25 protein-coding genes and 1 riboswitch are annotated in these 22,226 nt (G+C 63.7%); of the genes, 11 read left to right on the top strand and 14 right to left on the bottom strand.

Annotated features, from left to right (window positions below; all coding sequences use genetic code 11):
- Positions 1–26 precede the first annotated feature (26 nt).
- Genes NKI05_RS03985 through NKI05_RS03975 form a run of 3 tightly spaced genes read right to left on the bottom strand, consistent with a single transcriptional unit; the run spans position 27 to position 2,696 of the window.
- Positions 27–878: an ABC transporter permease gene (locus NKI05_RS03985; protein ID WP_023670772.1), complete on the bottom strand. Its 852-nt coding sequence runs from the start codon at positions 876–878 to the stop codon at positions 27–29.
- Positions 865–1,689, bottom strand: coding sequence for an ABC transporter ATP-binding protein (locus tag NKI05_RS03980; RefSeq protein ID WP_023670773.1), 825 nt, complete (start codon positions 1,687–1,689; stop codon positions 865–867). The genes NKI05_RS03985 and NKI05_RS03980 overlap by 14 nt, the downstream gene beginning before the upstream one ends.
- Before the next feature lie 2 nt (positions 1,690–1,691).
- Positions 1,692–2,696, bottom strand: a complete 1,005-nt coding sequence (locus NKI05_RS03975) for an ABC transporter substrate-binding protein (protein ID WP_023670774.1) — start codon at positions 2,694–2,696, stop codon at positions 1,692–1,694.
- A 255-nt stretch (positions 2,697–2,951) separates the two neighbouring features.
- On the opposite strand from NKI05_RS03975, the gene NKI05_RS03970 reads away from it, so the two are divergent.
- Entirely contained in the window at positions 2,952–3,335 is a 384-nt protein-coding gene (locus NKI05_RS03970; protein ID WP_023670775.1) for a RidA family protein, read from the top strand.
- A 53-nt stretch (positions 3,336–3,388) separates the two neighbouring features.
- The gene (locus NKI05_RS03965; protein ID WP_023706114.1) at positions 3,389–4,192 is read left to right on the top strand and encodes a creatininase family protein; all 804 of its coding nucleotides are present in this window, start codon (positions 3,389–3,391) and stop codon (positions 4,190–4,192) included.
- A gap of 9 nt (positions 4,193–4,201) precedes the next feature.
- Here the strand turns inward: NKI05_RS03965 and NKI05_RS03960 are convergent, their stop codons facing one another.
- Both NKI05_RS03960 and cobD read right to left on the bottom strand, forming a co-directional pair.
- Positions 4,202–4,711 (bottom strand): tyrosine phosphatase family protein, encoded by a 510-nt coding sequence (locus NKI05_RS03960; protein ID WP_023706115.1) that lies wholly within the window; start codon positions 4,709–4,711, stop codon positions 4,202–4,204.
- Positions 4,708–5,763, bottom strand: coding sequence for a threonine-phosphate decarboxylase CobD (gene cobD / locus NKI05_RS03955; RefSeq protein ID WP_023707848.1), 1,056 nt, complete (start codon positions 5,761–5,763; stop codon positions 4,708–4,710). Before cobD ends, NKI05_RS03960 begins: the two co-directional genes overlap by 4 nt.
- On the opposite strand from cobD, the gene cbiB reads away from it, so the two are divergent.
- Complete coding sequence (gene cbiB / locus NKI05_RS03950) at positions 5,762–6,751, top strand: adenosylcobinamide-phosphate synthase CbiB (RefSeq protein WP_023815512.1); 990 nt, start codon at positions 5,762–5,764, stop codon at positions 6,749–6,751. The two genes, cobD and cbiB, sit on opposite strands and share 2 nt — an antisense overlap.
- 14 nt (positions 6,752–6,765) lie before the next feature.
- Here cbiB and NKI05_RS03945 read toward each other — a convergent pair whose 3' ends face one another.
- The 6 genes from NKI05_RS03945 to NKI05_RS03920 all read right to left on the bottom strand — a co-directional run bounded on the left by NKI05_RS03945 (position 6,766) and on the right by NKI05_RS03920 (position 10,216).
- A complete protein-coding gene (locus tag NKI05_RS03945; protein ID WP_023670780.1) occupies positions 6,766–7,080 on the bottom strand; it encodes a hypothetical protein in 315 nt (104 codons plus the stop codon).
- A 24-nt stretch (positions 7,081–7,104) separates the two neighbouring features.
- Complete coding sequence (gene cobO, locus NKI05_RS03940; protein WP_023815513.1) at positions 7,105–7,719, bottom strand: cob(I)yrinic acid a,c-diamide adenosyltransferase; 615 nt, start codon at positions 7,717–7,719, stop codon at positions 7,105–7,107.
- Position 7,720: 1 nt separating this feature from the next.
- A complete protein-coding gene (cobU, locus tag NKI05_RS03935) occupies positions 7,721–8,233 on the bottom strand; it encodes a bifunctional adenosylcobinamide kinase/adenosylcobinamide-phosphate guanylyltransferase (RefSeq protein ID WP_023706119.1) in 513 nt (170 codons plus the stop codon).
- Positions 8,226–9,029: a CbtA family protein gene (locus tag NKI05_RS03930; RefSeq protein WP_023707847.1), complete on the bottom strand. Its 804-nt coding sequence runs from the start codon at positions 9,027–9,029 to the stop codon at positions 8,226–8,228. Before NKI05_RS03930 ends, cobU begins: the two co-directional genes overlap by 8 nt.
- 15 nt (positions 9,030–9,044) lie before the next feature.
- Positions 9,045–9,224, bottom strand: a complete 180-nt coding sequence (locus NKI05_RS03925) for a CbtB domain-containing protein (protein ID WP_023706121.1) — start codon at positions 9,222–9,224, stop codon at positions 9,045–9,047.
- 36 nt (positions 9,225–9,260) lie between these two features.
- Positions 9,261–9,456: riboswitch (cobalamin riboswitch) on the bottom strand.
- 67 nt (positions 9,457–9,523) lie between these two features.
- Positions 9,524–10,216 (bottom strand): gamma-glutamylcyclotransferase, encoded by a 693-nt coding sequence (locus tag NKI05_RS03920; protein WP_031205435.1) that lies wholly within the window; start codon positions 10,214–10,216, stop codon positions 9,524–9,526.
- Positions 10,217–10,352: 136 nt separating this feature from the next.
- On the opposite strand from NKI05_RS03920, the gene NKI05_RS03915 reads away from it, so the two are divergent.
- Positions 10,353–11,516, top strand: coding sequence for an aromatic ring-hydroxylating oxygenase subunit alpha (locus NKI05_RS03915; protein WP_023727677.1), 1,164 nt, complete (start codon positions 10,353–10,355; stop codon positions 11,514–11,516).
- Here NKI05_RS03915 and NKI05_RS03910 read toward each other — a convergent pair whose 3' ends face one another.
- Positions 11,517–12,716 carry an MFS transporter gene (locus NKI05_RS03910; protein WP_023727678.1) on the bottom strand — a complete coding sequence of 400 codons (1,200 nt, stop codon included), beginning with the start codon at positions 12,714–12,716 and terminating at the stop codon, positions 11,517–11,519.
- Between the two features lie 232 nt (positions 12,717–12,948).
- Between NKI05_RS03910 and NKI05_RS03905 the strand changes: the two genes are divergently transcribed.
- Positions 12,949–13,959 (top strand): acetyltransferase domain-containing protein, encoded by a 1,011-nt coding sequence (locus tag NKI05_RS03905; protein WP_023815515.1) that lies wholly within the window; start codon positions 12,949–12,951, stop codon positions 13,957–13,959.
- A complete protein-coding gene (locus tag NKI05_RS03900; RefSeq protein WP_023670789.1) occupies positions 13,956–14,462 on the top strand; it encodes a methyltransferase family protein in 507 nt (168 codons plus the stop codon). Before NKI05_RS03905 ends, NKI05_RS03900 begins: the two co-directional genes overlap by 4 nt.
- A 311-nt stretch (positions 14,463–14,773) precedes the next feature.
- Here NKI05_RS03900 and NKI05_RS03895 read toward each other — a convergent pair whose 3' ends face one another.
- Both NKI05_RS03895 and mgtE read right to left on the bottom strand, forming a co-directional pair.
- The gene (locus NKI05_RS03895; RefSeq protein WP_006203215.1) at positions 14,774–15,160 is read right to left on the bottom strand and encodes a MerR family transcriptional regulator; all 387 of its coding nucleotides are present in this window, start codon (positions 15,158–15,160) and stop codon (positions 14,774–14,776) included.
- Positions 15,161–15,318: 158 nt separating this feature from the next.
- Entirely contained in the window at positions 15,319–16,737 is a 1,419-nt protein-coding gene (gene mgtE / locus NKI05_RS03890; protein ID WP_023815516.1) for a magnesium transporter, read from the bottom strand.
- 266 nt (positions 16,738–17,003) lie between these two features.
- Here mgtE and NKI05_RS03885 point away from each other — a divergent pair, with 266 nt between their 5' ends.
- The 5 genes from NKI05_RS03885 (at position 17,004) to sucD (ending at position 22,222) form a co-directional block, all read left to right on the top strand.
- On the top strand, positions 17,004–17,669 hold the full coding sequence (locus NKI05_RS03885) for a response regulator transcription factor (protein WP_023670791.1): 666 nt from the start codon (positions 17,004–17,006) through the stop codon (positions 17,667–17,669).
- 146 nt (positions 17,670–17,815) lie between these two features.
- On the top strand, positions 17,816–19,006 hold the full coding sequence (locus tag NKI05_RS03880; protein WP_023731220.1) for an aminotransferase class V-fold PLP-dependent enzyme: 1,191 nt from the start codon (positions 17,816–17,818) through the stop codon (positions 19,004–19,006).
- A 10-nt stretch (positions 19,007–19,016) separates the two neighbouring features.
- Complete coding sequence (locus NKI05_RS03875; protein WP_023670793.1) at positions 19,017–19,991, top strand: HpcH/HpaI aldolase/citrate lyase family protein; 975 nt, start codon at positions 19,017–19,019, stop codon at positions 19,989–19,991.
- Between the two features lie 18 nt (positions 19,992–20,009).
- Positions 20,010–21,194, top strand: coding sequence for a malate--CoA ligase subunit beta (locus NKI05_RS03870; RefSeq protein WP_023815517.1), 1,185 nt, complete (start codon positions 20,010–20,012; stop codon positions 21,192–21,194).
- Positions 21,195–21,322: 128 nt separating this feature from the next.
- Positions 21,323–22,222: a succinate--CoA ligase subunit alpha gene (sucD, locus tag NKI05_RS03865; protein WP_023815518.1), complete on the top strand. Its 900-nt coding sequence runs from the start codon at positions 21,323–21,325 to the stop codon at positions 22,220–22,222.
- Positions 22,223–22,226: the final 4 nt, after the last annotated feature.

The raw sequence follows: 22,226 nt of genomic DNA, 5'->3' as shown, positions 1-22,226 counted from the left end.
GCATCTCAATCACGTCACCCAACCCCCTACCGCTCCTGCTTCAGCGCGCTCTCGTGCCAGCGGCGCAGGATGAGATGCGACACCAGCGACAGCACCAGGAAGATCAATATGCCGGTGAGCGAGATCAGGATCAGCGCCGCGAAAAGCCTTGGCGCGTTGAGCCGGTAGCCGGCCTCGATGATGCGCGAGGCGAGCCCTGAGGATTGTCCCTGCGCGCCGGCGACGAACTCGGCCACCACGGCGCCGATCAGCGACAGACCGCCGGCGATCTTCAAGCCTCCTAGAAAATACGGCATGGCCGCCGGCAGTCTGAGATAGCGCAATTGCTGCCAGCGCGTCGCGCCGTTGAGCTTGAACATGTCGCGCAGATTGCGGTCGACCGAATTGAGGCCGAGCGTGGTGTTGGACAGGATCGGGAAGAACGCGACGATCCAGGCGCAAAGCAAAAGCTTCACCGTCTGGTTGTCCACATAGATGTTGATGAGCGGGAAGACCGCCACGATCGGCGTTACCTGCAGCACGATGGCGAAGGGAAAGAACGACATCTCCACCCATTTCGATTGCGCAAACAGCACCGCCAGTCCGACGCCGCCGACGACCGCGAGCAGCAGGCTGAGAAAGGTTATGCGCAACGTGACCAGCAGCGCGGAGAACAGGAGCCCGGCATCGCTATAGAGCGTCCACAGCACCACGCCGGGGCGCGGCAGAATATATTGCGGGATCGCGTTCCACACGCAGATGCGGTCCCACAGCCAGATCGCCAGGATCATGATCGCCAGCGGCAAGACCCACCGGCCGATCCGCTCCAGCCGCTCCTGACGTACGCGGCCGGCCTCCTCCGCGTCGAGCGTTGCGGCATTCTGGTCAATGGCCGTCATGGTGCGGTCCGGCTGATGTGTTGATGGCGTTGACCAGGATGTCCGAGGCCTGGCGGCAGAGCGCGGCATAGTCGGGCGAGGTGCGAAACACCTCGTCGCGTGGATAGGCGGCATCGATTGCCAACTCGGCATGGACGCGGCCCGGCCGCGCCGCCATGACGACGACGCGGTTGGACAGGAACACGCTTTCGAAGACGCTGTGGGTGACGAAGACGACGGTGAAGCGCTCTTCCTGCCACAGCTCCAGAAGGTCGTTGTTGAGCTTGAAGCGGGTGATCTCGTCGAGGGCGGCGAACGGCTCGTCCATCAACAGAATGCGCGGCTTCGTCACCATCGCGCGTGCGATCGAGACGCGCATCTTCATGCCGCCGGAAAGTTCGCGCGGCACGGCGTTTTCGAAACCGGTCAGGTGCACCCGCTCCAGCATCTCCATCACCACCGGCGCCGCCTTGGCACGCGACACGCCTTTCAGCCTGAGCGGCAGCCAGACATTGTCGAAGACATCGGCCCAAGGCAGCAGCGTCGGTTCCTGGAAGACGAAGCCGATATTGGCGCGGTCGATCGAACCGCCCCAGTCGAGTTGACCGGATGTCGGCGTCGACAGGCCCGCGATCAGCCTCAACGCCGTCGACTTGCCGCAGCCGGACGGCCCGAGCAGGCTGACAAAATCGCCCTCGCGGATGGCGAGATCGACGTCGCTCAATGCAGTCACGCCATTGGAAAACACCTTGCCGACATGGCGCAGCGTCAGCAGCATCGGGCCTTCACCCGATGCCGTCATGGGCGCCTGCGCCATCTTTTCCAGCTTCACGATTACTTCTTCAGCTCGATTCCGACACCTTTGTTGATGAAGGCCAGCGTATAGGCCTTCTTGATATCGATGCCCTCGGGCGTGACCTTGGCCTTGACCATCTTGTCATAAAAGCTCTTGATCCGGTCTTCGTTCATGGCGCCGATGCCGAGCTTTTCGGTGTCGCCGGAATCGGCCAGGCCGAACTTCTTCATCTGCTCGATCGAGAAGGCAATCTGCTCGTCGCTCATGTCGGGATTGTCTTTCTTGATCATCTCGTTGGCGGCCTTGTTGTCGCCGTAGAGGTAGTTGTACCAGCCCTTGGCCGAGCCATCGACGAAGCACTGGACCACCTCCGGCCGCTTGTCGATCGTGTCCTGCATCACCTCGATCGTCGTCGAATAGGTGTCCCAGCCATAGTCGGCGAGCAGGAACTGGTTGGGCACGAAGCCGCCTTCCTTCTTGACCGCAAAAGGTTCCGAGGTGACGTAACCCTGCTGGATCGACTTCTTGTTGGCCAGGAATGGAGCGGTGTTGTAGGTGTAGGGCACGCGCTTGGCGGCATCGAAACCGAGTTCGATGACCATCCACTGGAAGAAGGTCTGGACGCCCTCGTCGCCGAGAATGTACTGGTCGGCGTTCTTCAAATCCTCCCACTTGTCCAGCCCCTGCCCCGGGTGGGACATGATGACTTGAGGGTCCTTCTGGAAATCGGCGGCGACGACGCGCATCGGGATGCCCTGCTGGACGGCGTCGAAAGCCGACAGCAGATTGCCGCCCATGTAGAAATCGAGCTTGCCGGCCAGCAGCAGCGGCCGCCCGCTGACCTGCGGACCTCCCTGCGAAATCGTCACGTCGAGGCCACATGCAGCGTAGGTGCCGTCGGCGACGGCCTGGTAGTAGCCGCCATGCTCGGGCTCGGCCAGCCAGTTGGTGCCGAAGGTGACCTTCTCGTTTGCTGCCGCGCCGAACGTGCCGGCTCCAAGCAGCGCGACCGCAAGCGCTGAAATCTTCTGTTTTCCGTACATCGACACCACCCTTTGTTGGCTCCGGAGCGTCACGCGCCGGGCTCGACACCATTGATCCAAGAAGCAAGACACATGCCACCGCCCGGGCCGCCTGCTTGCGCGGCAGTCACTGCCAACACCGGACGGGTCATGCTGTGCGGGAGGCATCGTGCCTATTTTTTGGACGCCTGTCCACAATCGCCCTTGTGCCATGCACCACATCTTGAACGTACTATCGGTCACGTCTTAGGCTGGTCTCGCAGACAGGAGATTGCCATGTTCAGATACCTCGCGCCGAAGTCGATCAAGCCGCCTTTCGCCCGCTACAGCCACGGCGTCGAGGTGCCGCCAGGCAAGCGGCTGGTTCTGTGCTCCGGCCAGGTCGCGATCACGGCGGACGACCAGATCCCCGAGGATGCCGGCGCGCAGGCCGAGCTCTGCTTTCAAAACATAGCGGCGATTCTGGCTGAAGCCGGGCTGGGGCTAGGCGACATCGTGCGCATAAACGCCTACGTCACCGACCGCGCCTTTCTGCGGCCCTATATGGACGTCCGCGACCGCTTGTTTGCCAGCCCCGCGCCCGCCTCGACGCTGATGATCGTGTCAGGCTTTGCGCGGCCGGAGTTCAAGGTCGAGGTCGAGGCGATTGCGGCTGGGTGATCGACAGGCGACGTTTGGCGCGCTAGGTCTCCCTCACAGTCAAGAGGCATGACATGACCGTTGCAAACAGACGCGTTTGGTGGGGCGACTACCGGACCACCGAATACGCCGCGATCGATCCGGAGGCGACGATTGCCGTGCTGCCGGTGGCGGCGATCGAGCAGCACGGCCCGCATCTGCCTGTATCAACCGATACCTCGATCATGAACGGCATGCTGGAGACGGTCATCGCCCGCCTGCCCGGCGATCTCGACATCCGCATCCTGCCGGTCCAAACGGTCGGCAAGTCGAACGAGCATCTGCAGGCGCCGGGCACGCTCACCCTGCCGGCGGCCACCCTGGTCGATGCCTGGACCGAGCTTGGCCTGTCCGTTGCCCGCGCAGGCGTAAGGAAACTGATCGTCGTCAACTCGCATGGCGGCAATGAAGAGATCATGGGCATCGTCACGCGCGAGCTGCGCGTGCGTGAGAGGATGCTGGCGGTGAAGACCAGCTGGCAGCGCTTCGGCCGCCCCGCCGGCATGTACACCGAGCTGGAAGACCGCCATGGCATCCATGGCGGCGACGTCGAGACCTCGTTGATGCTGCATTTTCGCCCGGAGTTAGTCGACATGGCCAAGGCCGACAATTTCGCCTCCAAGGTCGCCCGCGCCGAAACCGAATTTGCGCTGCTGCGCCACACCGGAACGCACGCTTTCGCCTGGATCGCTGGGGATCTCAACCCCAACGGCGTGGTCGGCGATGCCAGCATTGCCACGGCCGAGAAAGGCCGACTGACGGCGGAGCATCAGGCCAACGGCTTCATCACCCTGTTGAAGGATGTGCGCAAGGCGAAGCTTGCCGACTGGCTGGCATAGCGGGCCGCCTTAGCCGTCGATCTTCAACACGAAAGGCGTACCCTCAAAAGCATCGGCGCCGCGTCCGATCGCCTCGATCGCTTCGATCATGCGGCCTTGTCGTGAGAGCAGAGCATCCGCGACGGCGATCAACCGTGGATTGGGTGTCGCCGAGGGCGAAAGCTTCCGCAATGTCTGCGCAAGTTCGACTTCGTCGCGCTTCGGGGCGAGCGCCGCCGCAATGATATAGGCCGAGGCGGTCGAGCGGCTGATGCCGGCATAGCAATGGACGACCATGGGTTTGGCGCGGTCCCATTTCCGGGCGAAATCGAGCAGATTGCGCACATGGTCTTCGCCGGGCATGGTCATGCCGTCCTGCGCCACCGCGATGTCGTGCATGACCAGATGCAGGTGGTTTTCCCTCGCGATTGAGGCCGGCCGCGTCACCTCGGTGCCGGCAGCGAGCAGCGACAGCACGCGCTCGGCGCCGCTTTTGGCCACCGTCTCCTCAAGCTTTGCCAGCGAACAGATATGGATCATGGCGCGATCTCCTTCGACCCATCGTCGCGCCGTGCGTGCCAGTCGGCAAGCGCCGATTCGAGCCGCTGCCATTCCTCCTGACTTCCAGGCAGCCCCGCGCGGAGCACCTGGGGACGCTCGGAAAAATGCCTGAGCAATATGCCGCGCTCACCGAGCGTCGAAAACAGCCCCGGTGCATCGGCAAGCCGGAGATAGCGAAACAGCGTCGTGCCGCCGGCGACAGCAACGCCAAAGCGCGAAAGCAGTGCATCGAGCCGCGCCGCATCCTGCGCCAGCCGCCGCCGCATGCCGGCCTGCCAGCCGCTGTCGGCAAGCGCGCGGATGCCGTATTCGAGCGCTGGGCCGGCGACCGCCCAAGGGCCGAATTGCGTTTCAAGCCTTTCGACCGTCACCGCATCGGAAAGTGCGAAGCCGAGCCGCAGGCCGGCGAGACCGAAGAACTTGCCAAACGAGCGCAGCACGACGATGCCGCCCCGCCCGACATCGCCGGCCAGGCTTTCCGCGTGCGGGCCGACATCCATGAAGGCTTCGTCGACGACCAGCAGACCGCCTATGGCGCGCAATGTCTCGGCAAGCCGAAGCAGCCTCTCCCGCGACACGACGCGCCCGTCGGGATTGTTGGGATTGACGACGATGGCAATTTCGGCTCCCGCAAGCGCCTCGAAATCGTCGACCTCCGCCACCGCATGGCCGGCAATCGCGGCGGCCCTGGCATGCTCGGCATAGGTCGGCCCGAGCACCAGCGCCTTGCCGGGGCTGACCAGCGAGGCGACGCGCGGCAGCAGGATCTGCGTGCCCGGGGCGACCGCCACATTCTCGGCCGAAGGCGCGCCATAGGCGCCGGCCGCGACCCTGGCCAGCTCACACAGGCGCGCGGCCTCCGGCAATCGTGACAGGGCGGTGGCGGGCAGCTCGAAAAGCGGGTAGGAGTGCGGATTGATACCTGTCGAGAGATCGACGAAAGGTTGTGGCGCGTGAGGGAAGAGCGCCCTCGCCCGGCCAAGGGATCCACCGTGATCCACCACAGTAATCGCTCCATCAGAAAGCTTCATGTCGATCCTGATCGCTTTCCTGTCGCTGGCCATCGAACGCATCCTGGGTTACCCGGACTGGCTGTTCCGTGCCGTCGGCCATCCCGTCACCTGGTTCGGCAGGCTGATAGCCTTTCTCGACCTCAGGCTCAACCGCGACACTGATTCCGACGCGCTGCGTCGCCGCCGCAGCGTGCAGGCGCTGCTGGTGATCGTGCTGGTGCCGGCGGCAATCGCCTTCATCGTGCAAATCCTGCTCTGGCAGCTCTTTCCTGCCGGCATGATCATCACGGCAATCCTGGCCTCGTCGCTGCTGTCGCAAAAGAGCCTTACCGAACATGTCGAGGCGGTGGCCGATTCGCTGGATACCGGCGGGCTGGCGCTCGGCCGCATTGCGGTTGCGCGCATCGTCGGTCGCGATCCAGAGAAGCTCGACCATGCCGGCGTCAGCCGCGCCGCCATCGAAAGCCTGGCCGAGAATTTCTCCGACGGCATCGTTGCGCCCGCCTTCTGGACAGGTGTCTGCGGTCTGGCCGGCGGCGTGGCCTACAAGGCCGCCAACACCGCCGATTCGATGATCGGCCACCGCACCCCGCACCACGAGGCCTTCGGCCGCGCGGCAGCACTCTTCGACGACTGGATCAACCTGCCGGCGTCCCGGCTGACCGCGTTGCTGATCGTTGCCGCCGCCTTTCTCGTTGACGGCGCCGATCCCCGCAACGCCTGGCAAGCAGTGCGGCGCGACGCCAAAAAGCACCGCTCGCCCAATGCCGGCTGGCCGGAAGCGGCAATGGCCGGCGCACTCGGCCTGGCGCTCGCCGGCCCGCGCAGCTATGGCGGCGTCATCGTCGAGGACGCCTATATGGGCGAAGGCGGCCGCCGCGAGGCCGACAGCACCGACATCCGGCGGGCGCTGAAACTTTACCAGATAGCAGACTATCTGCTGATCGCGCTGTTTGGATTGCTCTCCGCGGTCGTCATCTACCTGGATGTTTTGATCTCGCAGTAGATGCGCCGCCTGACTCACCAAGAGACACGGACTTCCTTGGCGTTTGAATCCACCGCCGCGCCAAATCTTTTGATCGCGTAACCGCCGGCGGCCACTGCCGAGGATTTCAGCACAGGCTCAATCACAAGGAAAAGCTTCTCGGCGTCTGGCCCGTACAGATAGAGGGTGCATTTGCCCTCGCCAAACTCGTCGCCATCAAATTCGCCGACATGCGCATTCGAAACAGCTTGTTCCAACCGATCCTCCAGAACTTGGACCGATTGCCGCTCTTCCGGCGCCCCGAACTGACCGCCGCTCAGAAGAAGATAGACAATTACCGCTTGTTCCAACGGTCATCTCCCGAAGTTAGACCCTCAAAACTCGATTCCCTGCTGCGCCTTAACGCCTGCGGAAAAATGGTGTTTGGTCACGCCCATCTCGGTGACGAGGTCGGCCGCCTCGACCAGCGCCGGCTTGGCATTGCGGCCGGTGACGACGACATGCAGGCCTTCGCGCCGCGCCTTCAGCGCCGCGACCACCTTGTCGAGATCGAGATAGTCGTAGCGCAGCGCAATGTTGAGCTCATCGAGGACGACAAGGCTGACAGAGGGGTCGGCGATCAGCTCCAGCGCCTTGGCCCAGGCGGCTTCGGCCGCCGCAATGTCGCGCTTCAGATCCTGCGTCTCCCAGGTGAAACCCTCGCCCATCGTGTGCCAGACGACACGGTCGCCGAACGCCGCGAAGGCATCCTTCTCGCCGGTGTGCCATTTGCCCTTGATGAACTGGACCATTCCGACGCGCTTGCCATAGCCGAGCATGCGCAGCGCCAGCCCGAAGGCAGCCGTGGTCTTGCCCTTGCCGGGTCCGGTGTTGACGATCAGCAGCCCCTTCTCGACCGTCTTTTCCGCGACCTCGGCGTCCTGCACCGCCTTGCGCTTGGCCATCTTGGCGCGATGGCGCTCTTCGTCTTTTGTGTCGATATCGGTCATCTCATTTCACCTTGAGCGGCAGCCCCGCCACCATCAGAAGCACCATATCAGCTACGACCGCGATCTGCTGGTTGAGCCGGCCGGCGGCATCGCGGAACCGGCGTGCCAGCGCATTGTCGGGCACAATGCCTTGTCCGACTTCGTTGGAGACCACGAACCACGGTCCGCGCGGCCGCGAAAGCACATCGGCCAGCCGCCGGCACTCCCCCTCCAGATCATGATCGGCCAGCATATGATTGGTCAGCCACAGCGTCAGGCAGTCGACAAGCACCGGCTGGTTGTCCGGCAATGCCTCGATCGCACCTGCAAGATCAAGCGGGGCATCGATGGTCGCCCATCCCTCGCCGCGGCGCGAGCGGTGCTGCGCGATGCGCTCGCGCATTTCGCCGTCATAGGCTTGCGCGGTGGCGATATAAGCCCATGGCGGCGGCAACGCCGTCGCCAAACTTTCGGCATGCACGCTCTTGCCGGAGCGCGCACCGCCGATGATGAAGGTCAAACTGCGATCAGGCAAAGGTGTCGCGCAGGCTGGTCGCGGTGCCGGTGAAGCGCGCGCGCACTATGCCGACAACCGCGCCGAGCACCACCCAGAACACCAGATTGGTCAGCGTCACCGCCACCACGAACTGATGATGCAGGCCCTCCGGGATCGGCGTTACAAAACTGTCAGGCTGCGGCGCGCCGACAATATGCGGGGCGACGATCAGGACGACGGCGAGCACGGTCAGGGGCGCCGACGTGCGGAAGGTGATAAGGGCAAGACCGATCGCCGTTGCCATCACCGTTGCCCACCACCAGATCTGGCGCTGCATGAGATCGGCCGCCGGCATTGCCGGCAGTTCCGGCGGCAGGCCGAGTCCCGGCGCCAGCGTGAAAACGGCAAAGCCGGCCAGACCCCAGAACACGCCCTGGCGCCAGCTGCCGATGCCACCGGCGAACTCGGAAACCGCCACCAGGACCAGCGCGAAGCCGATGCCGGTGACGATATTGGCGACGACACTGAAGGCGAAGCGCTCGAAGCCGTCGGCCGGCGCCCAGCCTTCGTCCTCCGCCGGCGCGGCTGCTTCAGCCGGTGTTGCGCTGCTCACCGCATTTTCCGCCGGCGCGGCGGTGCTCATGGCATTGGTGTCCGTAGCGTTGGCGGCGGGCACCGCGGCATGCTGATGCTCGTGGCCGCCACCAGCCTTTTCGTAGACCTCCGCCTTGAGGATCAGCGGCACGGTGGCGTAGGCCTGCATGCAGGCGAGAGCGACACCGGCCACGAGCCCTGCGATCGCCGCGATGAACACGACGTTGCGAAACAGGTTCATGATGTCAGATCCTCGTCAGTGGCAGGGAAACGCCATCGAATGGCGATAGTCGTGCGCCGCATTGTGGACCGCATCGATGTGCGAGAAACCGACAACGCCGACGACGAAAATCCCCAGAAACGCGCTAAGCACGAGCTGCATGAAGCGCGACTGCGAGGAGACGGAAGCGCCGAGGGAGACGGAAGCGGAATTCATATCTTGTCCTTTCGCCCTCCACCCGAGGGCATCGAAGTCAGTTCCCTGTCGCCGGCAGGTCTCCTGGCTCGCGGATCAGCGCCCTTCCCCACCTTCCCGAAGAAAAAATCCCCAGTGGCTTGGAGAGGACTACCGCACACAGTTGCGGGGGCAGCCACGGCATTGGGCAACAAGTCAGCCCTCACCGCATTCCCTCTTGGTCCCTAACGGAACCGACGACATGCATGACTATAGGCTGAAACGGCCGCATCCGGCAAACCAAATTCCGCCGGCCAACAGCGCGAATGCGCCATGCGGCGTTACGGGTTCAACGCGGTGATCCGTTCGGCAACCAGCCGCTGCAGCCGCCACAGATGGCGATCGTGAATGCCGCGCTCTTCAAGGTTTTTCACCGTGTTGTAGAGATAGTCGGCGCCCGACCCCCAGTGCCCGCAGGACGTGGCCAGCCTTTCGACGACCTTGCCCTCGTCGAGCGGGCCGGAATAGGTCAGGCCGTTGCGGTTGATGACGAAGGCCAATGCCCTGAGCGGTCCGGCCTCGCTTGCAAGCTTCAGCATGCGCGGCCGGTAGCTTGTCGGCTTCAGCGTGATTTCGCGCCGGAAAAGCCGGCCCAACTGCCCGCGCCGGTTACTGTCGGTCAGCCGGAAGGCGACGCCCTTGCATTGTCCGCCACGGTCCAGCGCCATCATCAAGCCGGGGCTGTCCTTGGTGCCGCGCCAGCGCGTCATGTTCATGCAAAAGGACCGATGCCAGCCGCGCGCCAAGGCAACGCGGTCCTCGACATAATCTATTTCCGGTTTCCAGATCAGCGATCCATAGCCGAACAGCCATAGCGGTTCGCTGTCCGGGAGTTCGACCTGCAATTCATCCAGCAGCGCGTCATAGTCGGCTTCATCGAGATGCATCGCGTCCGGATCCGGCCCGGGGTCCCTGATCTCGCGCCAGCAGCGCGCGACCAGCTCCGGCGTAAGCGACATCTGTCGTGCGGCCACTTTCCGAATCCCCCCAATTTCCGAATGTCCCATGTCCACGACATGATTATGCGCCGCGCCTGCAACCGGCAATGCGGCACTCTGATTGACAAACGATTTGCCGGGGTGTCGGCTGACGCTTCATAGGAAGCCAGCCATGCATCCCAGCCCGAGCGAGCGCGACCCCTATAACGGCCTGAGCCGGGCCGAACCGACGCTACCGTCGTCGGCCTATTGGGATAGCGAGGCTTACCAGCGCGATCTCGACGCCATCTGGCACAAAAGCTGGCTGCTCGTCTGCCGCGAGGCCGACCTCGCCCAGCCGCTGGCGTTCAGGACATTCCGCGTCGGCACGCAGGAAATCGTCATTCTGCGGGACGAGACCGGCGAGTTGCGCGCCTTCCACAACACCTGCCGGCATCGCGGCTCGCAGCTTTGCCAGGAAAGCGAGGGCCGGCTGAAAGCGCGGCTCATCACTTGCCCTTACCATGCCTGGTCCTACTCGCTGCGCGGCGATCTCGTGCGCGTTCCCTCGAAATCGCTGCCAGATGGTTTCGACAAGGCAGATCATCCGCTCTACCGGGTGGCGCTGTCGGTGTGGCGCGGCTTTGTCTTTGTGAACCTTCAGCAGGCTGCGGCCGGCTCCGCCGGGACCTCCTTCGATCCCGCATCCGGCGACCTCGCCAACTGGCCGCTGGAACCGCTGGTATCAGGGCATGTCCTGCGCAAGGTGATGAACTGCAACTGGAAGATCTTCTGGGAGAACTTCAACGAGTGCCTGCATTGCCCGGGCGTCCACAAGGACCTGTCTCGGCTGGTGCCGATATACGGCCGCGGCCTGATGAGCCGGCACGACGACCCCGACTGGGTCCGCCATGCCGACAATGACGCGCCGGAGTTTTCGGGTGGCCTGCGCGCCGGCGCCGAGACCTGGTCGCGCGACGGACATGCCCATGGCCCGGTCTTACCGGGCCTGACGCCAGCCGAGCGTGCGGCCGGACAGACCTATGCCACCAGCCTGCCCTCGATGTTCATCGTCGGCCATGTCGATTATGTCAGGACGGTGCGACTGATGCCGCTCGGTCCCGAACAGACCGAACTCACCGCCGAATGGCTGTTCGCGCCCGAGGCGCTCGCCGAGACCGACATCGACAATGTCGTCGCCTTCGGTACCCAGGTGCTGGAGGAGGATGCCGCGATCTGCGAGGTCAACCAGAAAGGCCTGCGCTCGATGCGTCACGCGGCCGGCGTGCTGATGCCGGAGGAGTATGATCTGCATCGCTTCCACAACTGGGTGCGCGAGCGGCATGCGGCCTCCTGATCAAAGCGACTTCGGCAGATAGCGCCAGGTGATAAAGCCGCAAACCGCGGCCAGAATGCCCAGCGTCACGAACACCGAGCCGAGGCCGAAAAACGCCAGCACCACCGAATAGACCAGCGGCGGCGTCAGCTCGGAAAAGTCGAGATAGGTGCGGTAGACCGCGGCCATCTGCGCCCGCTCATAGGACCGCACCGAGCGCATGAAGGCGGTCGAGCCCAGTGCATCGAGCGCGATGGTGAAGAAGGCGCCGCAGAGCAGGAAAAAGCCCGTAAGCAGCGGCGCGGTAGTGCCGACCGCGCCCGCCGCAAGCAGCGTCGCCGACATCGCGAAATAGGCGAAGGTCATGGTGCGCCGGCCGCCGAAGCGTTTTCCAGCCTTGCCCCAGAAGATCGCCATGAACAACAGCGCATTGCCGGCCGAAACCAGCAGGCCGCCGGCAAGCTCGCCCTCGCCGGTAATCACCATGAACAGCGGCCCATAGACGAAGAACGTCGTCCAGAAGCAGGAGCGGCCGAAGGCGATCAGCCAGGCCAGCCTGAGCCTGGGTTGTGCTACGAAGCGGCCGATATTGGCCAGCGGATTGGCCGGCCGCGTCTTGCCAGGCCGGATCGACTGGTTGTCGCCCAGCCTGTAGGTCCAGAACAGCGCCAGCAAGGCCAACGCAAACACCGCCACCGCGCCATGCGCGGCATAGATGCCGTAGCGTGTGTAGAGGAAGATGCCGAGTGTCGGCCCGCCGGTCCAGGCAAGCATCGACCACGCCATGCGCAGCGATTCGGCCTGCATGAAATCGGTCTTGCGGATGTGATCCATGATGTAGAGGTTGAGCGTGATCGACAGCGCGCTCGCCCCCATGACGCGGCACAGCATGCCTGCCAGTTGCCCGGCAAGCGTGTGGGTGACGAAGAACAGCGAGCCCATCGCCAGCAGGCAGGCGCCGGCGGTATAGACCCAGCGCCGGGCAAACCTGCGGATCAGCATCGGCATGAACAAGGTCACCGACAGGCCGAGCAGCGCCACGATGGTGTATAGGATCGAGACGATCTGCTCGTTGTGCAGAATCTCATAGGCCTGGATCGGGATGACGCTCGATACCGTGGCGCGGGCGAAGGATTCGACCGCATAGAGCGAGGCAAAGGTGCGGGCATCCGCCGGACGCAGGGCCGGAAGCCAGATCGGATGGCGCACATGGGTGGACATTTGATCCCCAAATCAGACTCGCAGCCCAAATCTGCGCTGGCGCTTCCTCCGCCGGTAACAGGAAACCGACCCCTTCCCGGCAAAAAGCGAATTCGGCCAAAGGCTTTCCGGCTCTGGCCTAAAGCGCCGCCCGATGCAGCCGCACGGCGCGACCCGGAGCGTAGAGGGCGGCCTTCTTTTGTCCGGTGCAACCGTGATAGTCGTCTTTGGGGCTGAATCAGATCGCGAGACCATGAGCATCCATACCGCACCCTCTGGAGATCAACTGAAGCGAGATCAACCGAAGCGTATCGTCGCCATCGATGTCGTACGCGGTATCGCGCTGATCGCCATGGCGAGCTACCACTTCACCTGGGATCTCGAAAATTTCCACTACACCGACCCCGGCCTCACCGCCGTCGGCTGGTGGAAGATCTATGCGCGCTGCATCGCCTCGACCTTCCTGTTCCTGGTCGGCGTCAGCCTGTTTCTCGCTCATGGCAGGCAGATCCGCTGGACCGGCTTCTGGAAACGTTTTGCCATGGTCGCCGTCGCGGCCGCCGCCATATCGGCGGTCACGTACTTCATCACGCCGGACAGCTTCATCTTCTTCGGCATCCTGCATCAGATCGCGCTGGCCAGCCTGCTCGGCCTTTTGTTCTTGCGGCTGCCGTCCTTGCTGACGCTTGTCGTGGCGGCGGTGGTGATCGCCGGGCCGATCTATTTCCGATCCGAAGCCTTCGATCATCCGGCGCTGTGGTGGGTCGGCCTGTCGGCGATCAACCCGCGCTCCAACGATTACGTGCCGCTGTTTCCCTGGTTCGGCGCCGTGCTTCTCGGCATCGCCGCGGCAAAGTTTGCGTCCACCACCGGCCTGCTGGCGCGGCTGGCCACGCTGGCATCGGGAAGCTGGACCAGGCCGCTCACCTTCATCGGCCGCCACAGCCTGGCTTTCTACCTGATCCACCAGCCGCTGCTGTTCGGGTGCGTCTGGCTGTTCTCGCAGATCGCGCCGGCGCCGGTCGAGACACGGGAAGTGGTCTTCCTCAAGGAATGCCAGGTATCCTGCGAACAGCAGCGCGACACGGAGTTCTGCACCAGCTATTGTGTGTGCATGCTGGACACGCTGCAAAGCGAAGCGGCATTCGACCGGCTCTACAATGGCGACCAGACCCCGGAGTTCAAAGCGCATCTCGGTGAACTCGCCGGCATCTGCACCGCCAGGACGGAGGAGAGCCCGATGACGCAGGGAGGGCAACAATGACCGACAAGCTCACAAAACCCGGGCTGGCAAAACCCGATCTATCGAGACCACGGCTGATCCCGTGGCCGCCACTGATCTACATCGCCGCCATCGCCATCAGCATCGTGCTCGGCCTGTTCTATCCCCTGCCCTGGATCGGCGACCTCTTGGGCGACCTTTTGTTTGCCGCCGGCTTTGTGGTGCTGTTTGCCGTCGCAGCCCTCTGGTTCACCGCTATCCGCGCCATGATCCGGGCCAAAACGACGATGAACCCCAATGGCTTGCCGGAGCATCTGGTGACGTCTGGCCCGTTCGGCGTGACGCGCAACCCGATGTATCTGGCCAACACGCTGCTTTTGATCGGCGTCGCCTTCGTCTCGGGGATCATATGGTTCCTGCCGCTGGCCCTGATCGCGGCTTTTGCAACGCAGAAGGTCGCCATCGAGAGCGAGGAGAAGGTGCTGTTCGCCAAATTCGGCAAGAAGTACCGCGACTATACGAAGCGGGTGCGCCGGTGGATTTGAGGCGGGTGTGATCGCTGGCAGGGTTCGCATGCCTTGGCGACTAGCCGAACGCCCATCTCTTCATCATCCACGGGCGGAGTAAGGAGCGTAGCGACGCAGCACAGACCCGAGGATCCATGCCGGGACTCCAGAGCGTTGCTATGGTCCAGAATTCGCTACCGCCGCACTCCACGACCGATGTCACGGAATGGATTCTAGGGTCTCCGCGACGGAGCTTCGCTCCTGCTTCGCCCTAGAATGACGAAGTGCGGAAGGGCTCCGGCTAATCACGAACGTTTGCGACGGGCGCGCGCAAACGCTCGACGGTCCGCTCAGGTATTAACCCCCAGCTCCACCAGCCGCTCAACACATGACTCCTCAGCCTGGTCGAGCTCCGCCAGCGTCTCCTCGAGATCGCGGCGCTTCTGGCGCAAATCCTCGCGCTTCTCCTCGATGCGCTTGATCATCAGCTTGAGTTGACCGACCTCGCCGGGCGGTTCCTTGTACATCTGGATGATTTCGCGGATTTCGTTGATCGAGAAGCCGAGCCGTTTCCCGCGCATGATCTGGCGGATCAGATGCCGGTCAGATGGGCGAAACAGCCTTGTGCGGCCCCGCCGGACCGGTTGCACCAGCCCCTCATCCTCGTAGAAGCGCAGCGTCCGCGTCGACACGTCGAATTCGCGGGTCAGTTCGGTGATCGAATAATATTCCCGCATCTTTGCTCCAAATGTCGGAACATCGGAAAACGCCCGGTCGCCCGGGATTTCCAACGCATTCCGATCAACCCCGTTCCAAGCCGGACTCGGCATGGAACCCCGCGCAAGCCTCGCACCACATTTACGTAAAAGTCAATTGAGCCCGCAACGCCTCTTTCTCAAGGGATAGCGAACCACCAGGTGGCCAGCCCCAGGAAAGCAAAGAAGCCAACGACGTCGGTGACGGTGGTGACGAAAACCGCCGACGCCACCGCCGGGTCGATCTTGAACCGGTCGAGCAATAGCGGGATCAGGATACCGGCAAGGGCTGCCACGAACATATTGATGATCATCGCCGCCGCTATGATGCCGCCCAGATTGGCATCGCGGAACCAGACGGCCGCGACGATGCCGATCAGCACGGCGAAGATGATGCCGTTGATGGAACCCACGCCCATTTCGCGGCGGATGATGCGGCCGGCATTGTAGATGTCGAGATCCCTGGTCGCCAGCGCGCGTACCGTGACGGTCATGGTCTGCGAACCGGCATTGCCGCCCATGCCGGCCACGATCGGCATCAGCACGGCCAGTGCCACGATGTGCTCGATGGTGCGGTCGAACAGGCCGATCACCGACGCCGCCAGGAACGCCGTCAACAGGTTGACCAGCAGCCAGGGAACGCGCGAGCGCGAGGTCGAAAGAATGCTGTCGGACAACTCTTCGTCGCCGACGCCGCCCATGCGCAGCAGATCTTCCTCGGCCTCCTGCTGGATGACGTCGACGACGTCGTCGATGGTCAGCACGCCGACCAGCCGCTCGTTCTCGTCGACGACGGCGGCGGACAGAAGATCGTATTGCTCGAAGTCCCGCGCCGCCTCTTCCTGGTCCATGGTGGCCGGAATGGCGTGCCTCGTCTCGTGCATCACGTCTCCGACCTTGGTCGTGCGCTTGGTGCGCAGGATCTGGTCGAGGTCGATGGCGCCGAGCAACTTGAAGGTTGGATCGATGACGAAGATCTGGCTGAACCGCTCGGGCAGGTTCTTGTCTTCGCGCATGTAGTCGATGGTCTGGCCTATGGTCCAGAACGGCGGCACGGCGACGAACTCGGTCTGCATGCGGCGGCCGGCGGTCTCTTCCGGGTAGTCGAGCGAGCGGCGCAGCCTGATCCGCTCGGTGAACGGCAGCTGCGACAGGATCTCGTCCTGGTCTTCCTTTTCAAGATCTTCGAGAATGTAGACCGCGTCGTCGGAATCGAGGTCCTGCATGCCCTGGGCAATTTGCTCATTGGGCATATTGTCGACGATATCGCGGCGGATCGCCTCGTCGACCTCGGTCAGCGACGAGAAGTCGAAGTCGGCGCCGAGCAGTTCGACAAGGGCGCGACGCTGTTCGGGGTGCAGGGCCTCGAGCAGATCGCCAAGTTCCGACTGGTGCAGGTCGTCGACTTCGCGCTTCAGCGTCAGCGTATCGCGATCGGCGATCGCCGCCCCGATCTGGGCGAGGAATGATGACAGAACGGCGCCGTCCTCGCCATAGATGTCGGCGTGGGCATCGTCAGCGGCTTTGGCGCCGGTCGTGTGGTCGTCCTGGCGTTCCACCAGCGGCTCCCGCCATGGGAATTTCGGAAAAGGTGCCTGTCAGGTCTAGCGCGCAACGCACGGTAATATCAAACGAAATGCGCCCCGCCCTGCATATGGGCGAGAGCGATTTCATCAGGATATGACGCCGCCCAGGATTCAGGCGGCGCGACAGCGCATGTCGCTGGGGAAAGAGCACCCCAGCACGGTTGGGGCAGAATTGTCATGATGCAGGTTCAGGCAAAGGCCGGACCCGCCCAGGCGACAACCAGAACAGCCGGAAGCCCTTGAAGATCAGGTCGCAGACGCAGAAAGCAATCGAGGAACGGCGCGTGCGCGTGGTCGTGGCCGAACGCAATCCGCTCGTGATATCGGCGCTGCGCGACATGCTGGACTGCGACGGGCGCTTCGAGCTCCTGGCCTGCGTGCAAAGCGGCAGGCATTTTCTTGAGTTGGCAGCGGAAGGCGAATTCGACGTCGCAATCATCGGGTGGAAGCTTGCCGACATGGACGGCGCCGATGTGCTGGCCGAGGTTCACAGCCGCAAGCTCGGCGTGCGCATCGCGGTGTTTTCCAACGACCACGACATCGGCATCCTGAAGCAGTGCGTGCGCCTCGGCGCCCAGGGCTACTGCTTCCAGTTCGACGATCCAGCGATCATCTTCGAGACCATCCTGGCCGTCGCGCATGGACGCATCTGCATCCCCTACATCGACATCAACAAGGTCAACGACACGCCCTTGTCGCTGCTCACCGTGCGCGAGCGCGAACTGCTGGCCGTGCTGTCCGACGGCTGGACCAATTTGCAGATCGCGACGCGTACGGGGATTTCCGAGAACACGGTGAAGTATCACCTCAAGAATCTCTACGACAAGCTCGACGTCCGCAACCGGGCGATGGCCGTCGCGCTCTATGCGCGCGAGCGGCGTACCCAGAAGCAGCCGTTCGGGTAGGAAAGCGATGAGCCGCGGGTAGGTCACCCGGGTAGGCAACCCCCACCCGCGCGCGGCAAGATGTTACCTCTTGAGGTGTTGTTGCCATTAGCCGTCGAAACGAAACTCCCCATCACCGCTTTGCTGGATCAGGAGGAGTTCGCGACATGGCCGGTTTCACCCATCTTTTCATTCCCGGACCGACCAACATTCCCGAACAGGTCCGCCAGGCGATGAACCTGCCGATGGAGGACATGCGTGCAGCATCCTTCCCCGATCTCACGCTACCGCTGTTCGAAGACATCAAGACGGTGTTCAAGAACGAGACCGGCCGCGTCTTCATCTATCCCTCCTCCGGCACCGGCGCCTGGGAAGCGGCGATGACCAATGTGCTCAGCCCCGGTGACCGCGTGCTGATGTCGCGCTTCGGCCAGTTCTCGCATCTGTGGGTCGACATGGCCGAACGGCTCGGCTTCGAGGTCGATGTCATCGACTGCGAATGGGGAACCGGCGTGCCGCTCGAGCTCTATGCCGAGCGGCTCAGGGCCGACAAGGCGCACCGCATCAAGGCAGTCTTCTGCACCCAAAACGAGACCGCGACCGGCGTGACCAGCGACGTCGCCGGCTGCCGCGCCGCGCTCGATGACGCCAACCACCCTGCTTTGCTCTTCGTCGACGGCGTCTCGTCGATCGGCTCGATCGACTTTCGCCAGGAGGAATGGGGCGTCGATTGCGCGGTCAGCGGCTCGCAGAAGGGTTTCATGCTGCCCGCCGGCCTCGGTTTCCTCTCCGTCAGCAAGAAGGCGCTGGTGGCCTCGCGGAGCGCCACCCACCGCCGCTGTTTCTTCTCCTTCGAAGATATGATCCGCGCCAACGACGCCGGCTATTTCCCTTATACGCCGGCTACTCAGCTGCTGCGCGGCCTGCGCGCCTCGCTCGACCTGATCGCCGAGGAAGGGCTGGAAAACATCTTCGCCCGTCACCATCGCCTCGCCGAAGGCGTGCGCAAGGCGGTCGACGCCTGGGGCCTGAAGCTCTGCGCCAAGACGCCTAAATGGCACTCCGACACCGTCAGCGCCATCCTGGTGCCGGACGGCGTCGACAGCGGCGATGTGGTCAAGCGCGCCTACCAGAAATACCAGACCGCGCTCGGCGGCGGCCTCAACAAGGTGATCGGCAAGGTCTTCCGCATCGGCCATCTCGGCTGGCTGAACGAGGTGATGGTGCTGGCCTCGCTCTCGGCCGCCGAAATGGCGCTGCTCGACTGCGGCGTACGGCTGGCGCCCGGCTCCGGCGTCGGCGCCGCCATCCAGCACTTCCGCGCCTCGGCCGCCGTGCCGGTCGCCGAAGCCGCCTGAGGAGCCGACAATGAGCCACACCATCAACCACCTCAAGAAATTACGGCTGCAGCGCAGCGAGCTGGCGGTTCCAGGCTCCAGCCCGGAAATGATCGACAAGGCGGCCAACAGCGCCGCCGACTTCATCTTCCTCGACATCGAGGATGCGGTCGCCCCGCCCGACAAGGAACGCGCCCGCAAGAACATCATCCAGGCGCTCAACGACATCGACTGGCGCGCCAAGGGCAAGACCGTCTCGGTGCGCATCAACGGCCTCGACACGCACTACATGTACCGCGACGTGGTTGACGTCATGGAGCAGGCCGGTGACCGGCTGGACACCATTTTGGTGCCGAAGGTCGGCGTGCCGGCCGACCTCTACATGGTCGAGGCCATGGTCAACCAGATCGAGATGGCAAAGGGTTTCAGGACCCGCGTCGGCCTCGAAGCGCTGATCGAGACCGCGCTCGGCATGGCCAATGTCGAGGCGATTGCCGCGACACCCGGCCGGCTGGAAGCCATGCATTTCGGCGTCGCCGACTATGCGGCAAGCTGCAAGGCGCGCACGGTCAACATTGGCGGCCTCAACCCCGACTATCCCGGCGATCAGTGGCATTTCGCTCTGTCGCGCATGACCGTCGCCTGCCGCGCCTATGGCTTGCGCGCCATTGACGGGCCGTTCGGCGACTTCTCCGATCCGGAGGGCTACATCGCCGGCGCCAGGCGCGCGGCGGCGCTGGGCATCGAAGGCAAGTGGGCGATCCACCCCTCGCAGATCGCGCTTGCCAACGACGTCTTCTCTCCACCGGAAAAAGAGGTCACCCGCGCCCGGCGCATCCTCGAAGTGCTGAAGGAGGCGGAGGCGCAGGGCAAGGGAGCGGCCGCACTCGACGGCAAGATGATCGACGCAGCGTCGGAACGCATGGCGCGCAATGTTCTGGTGGTCAACGAGGCAATCGAACGGGCCAGCCAATTCTCTAGCGAGCCGCGCGTCGCCACGCATTGACTGTTCAGGGAGGACAAAATGGACATCCACGAATATCAGGCCAAGGAACTGCTGGCACGCCACGGCGTGCATGTGCCGCGCGGCGGGCTGGCCTACAGCCCCGAGCAGGCGACCTACAGGGCCCGCGAGATCGGCGGCGCCAAATGGGTGCTGAAGGCGCAGGTGCATTGCGGCGCCCGCGGCAAGGCCGGCGGCATCAAACTGTGCGCCAATGACGAGGAGATTTCCAGCGCGGCCGAGGGCATGCTCGGCCGCAAGCTGGTGACACAGCAGACCGACCCGCGCGGCAAGCTGATTTCGCGCCTGTATCTCGAGGAAGCCGTCGATATCGCGCAGGAGCTCTATGTCGGCTTCGTGCTCGACCGCAAGGAAGAGCGCGTCATGATCGTGGCGTCCGCTGCCGGCGGCATGGAGATCGAGGACATCGTCGAGAAGGCACCGAACTCCATCCTGCGCACATCGGTCGATCCCGGCGTCGGCATGCAGCGTTTCCAGGCGCGCGAGATCGCCTTCGGGCTCGGCCTCGACCACAATCTGATCGGCAAGGCGACCGAAACCATCTTCGCCTGCTATCAGGTGTTCCGCGACTACGACGCCTCGATGCTGGAGATCAATCCGCTGGTGGTGACCCGCGACGGCAATCTGATCGCGCTCGACGCCAAAATGTCGTTCGACGAGAACGCGTTGTTCCGCCGGCCGGAAATCTCCGAGCTGCGCGACAAAAGCCAGGAAGATCCGCGCGAAACTTTTGCCAGCGACCGTGGCCTCTCCTATGTCGGCCTCGACGGCAACATCGGCTGCATCATCAATGGCGCAGGGCTCGCCATGGCGACCATGGACATGATCAAGATCGCCGGCGGCGAACCGGCCAACTTCCTCGACATCGGTGGCGGCGCCTCGCCGGAGCGGGTGGCGAAATCCTTCCGCGCCGTGCTCGGCGACAAGAATGTCGAGACCATCCTGGTCAACATCTTTGCCGGCATCAACCGCTGCGACTGGGTCGCCGAAGGCGTCATCAAGGCGATCCGCGAGGTCGGCGTCAACGTGCCGCTGGTGGTCCGTCTCTCCGGCACCAGGGCCGAGGAAGGCCGCCGCATCCTGGCTGATTCCGGCGAGGCGGTGATCGTTGCCGGCACGCTTGCAGAAGCCGCCGAAAAAGCCGTCGCCGCATGGCGCTCGGCCACCAAGAAAAAAGCAGCCTAGAGCCGGATGATTTCAGGTCGAATCGACCTGAAATCTGAATCCGTCTCTAAAATCAAACAGATGGAGCATGATGTCGTCCGAAAACCGCTTCACACTTTTCGGCATCATGCTCTAGGGAGGTCGAGAAAATGGCAATCCTGCTCAACCGCAGCACCCGCGTCATCGTCCAGGGGTTCACCGGCAAGATCGGCAGCTTCCATGCCGACGACATGAAACGCTATGGCACCAAGCTGGTCGGCGGCGTCACCCCCGGCAAAGGCGGCCAGAAGCATCTCGGCCTGCCTGTCTTCAACACGGTCAAGGGCGCGGTGCGCGAGACCCGCGCCGAGGCCAGCATCGTCTTCGTGCCGCCGCCCTTTGCCGCCGATTCGATCATGGAAGCGGCGGACGCCGGCATTAAACTCTGCGTCTGCATCACCGACGGCATCCCGTCGCAGGACATGATGCAGGTCAAGCGCTACATGCTGCGCTACCGCTACGAGGACCGCATGCGGCTGATCGGCCCGAACTGCGCCGGCGTCATCACGCCCGGACAGGCGCTGATGGGCATCATGCCCGGCAGCATCTACCTCCCCGGCCGCGTCGGCATTGTCGGCCGCTCGGGAACCCTGGGCTACGAGGCGGCGTCGCAGATGAAGTCGCTCGGCATCGGCGTCTCGACCAGCGTCGGCATCGGCGGCGACCCGATCAACGGCTCCTCCTTCAAGGACGTGCTGAAACTGTTCGAACAGGATGACGACACCGACGCCGTGGTGATGATCGGCGAGATCGGCGGACCGCAGGAAGCCGAAGCCGCGATCTGGGCGCGCGATAATATGCGCAAGCCCCTGATCGCCTACATCGCCGGCCTCTCCGCCCCCAAAGGCCGCCGCATGGGCCACGCCGGCGCCATCATCTCGGCCTTCGGCGAGTCGGCGCAGGAGAAGGTCGAGATTCTAAAGGACGCCGGGGTGATCATCGTGCCGACGCCGTCGTCGTTTGGCGAGGTGGTTGCAGAGACACTATCACGTATGAAGAAGGCCGCCTGAACAG

Origin of the sequence: Mesorhizobium sp. M0771 (assembly GCF_040320155.1) — a bacterium.
GTDB lineage: Bacteria > Pseudomonadota > Alphaproteobacteria > Rhizobiales > Rhizobiaceae > Mesorhizobium.
Note: the sequence above shows the minus strand (reverse complement) of the source record. Positions and strands in the feature narration are given on the sequence as shown.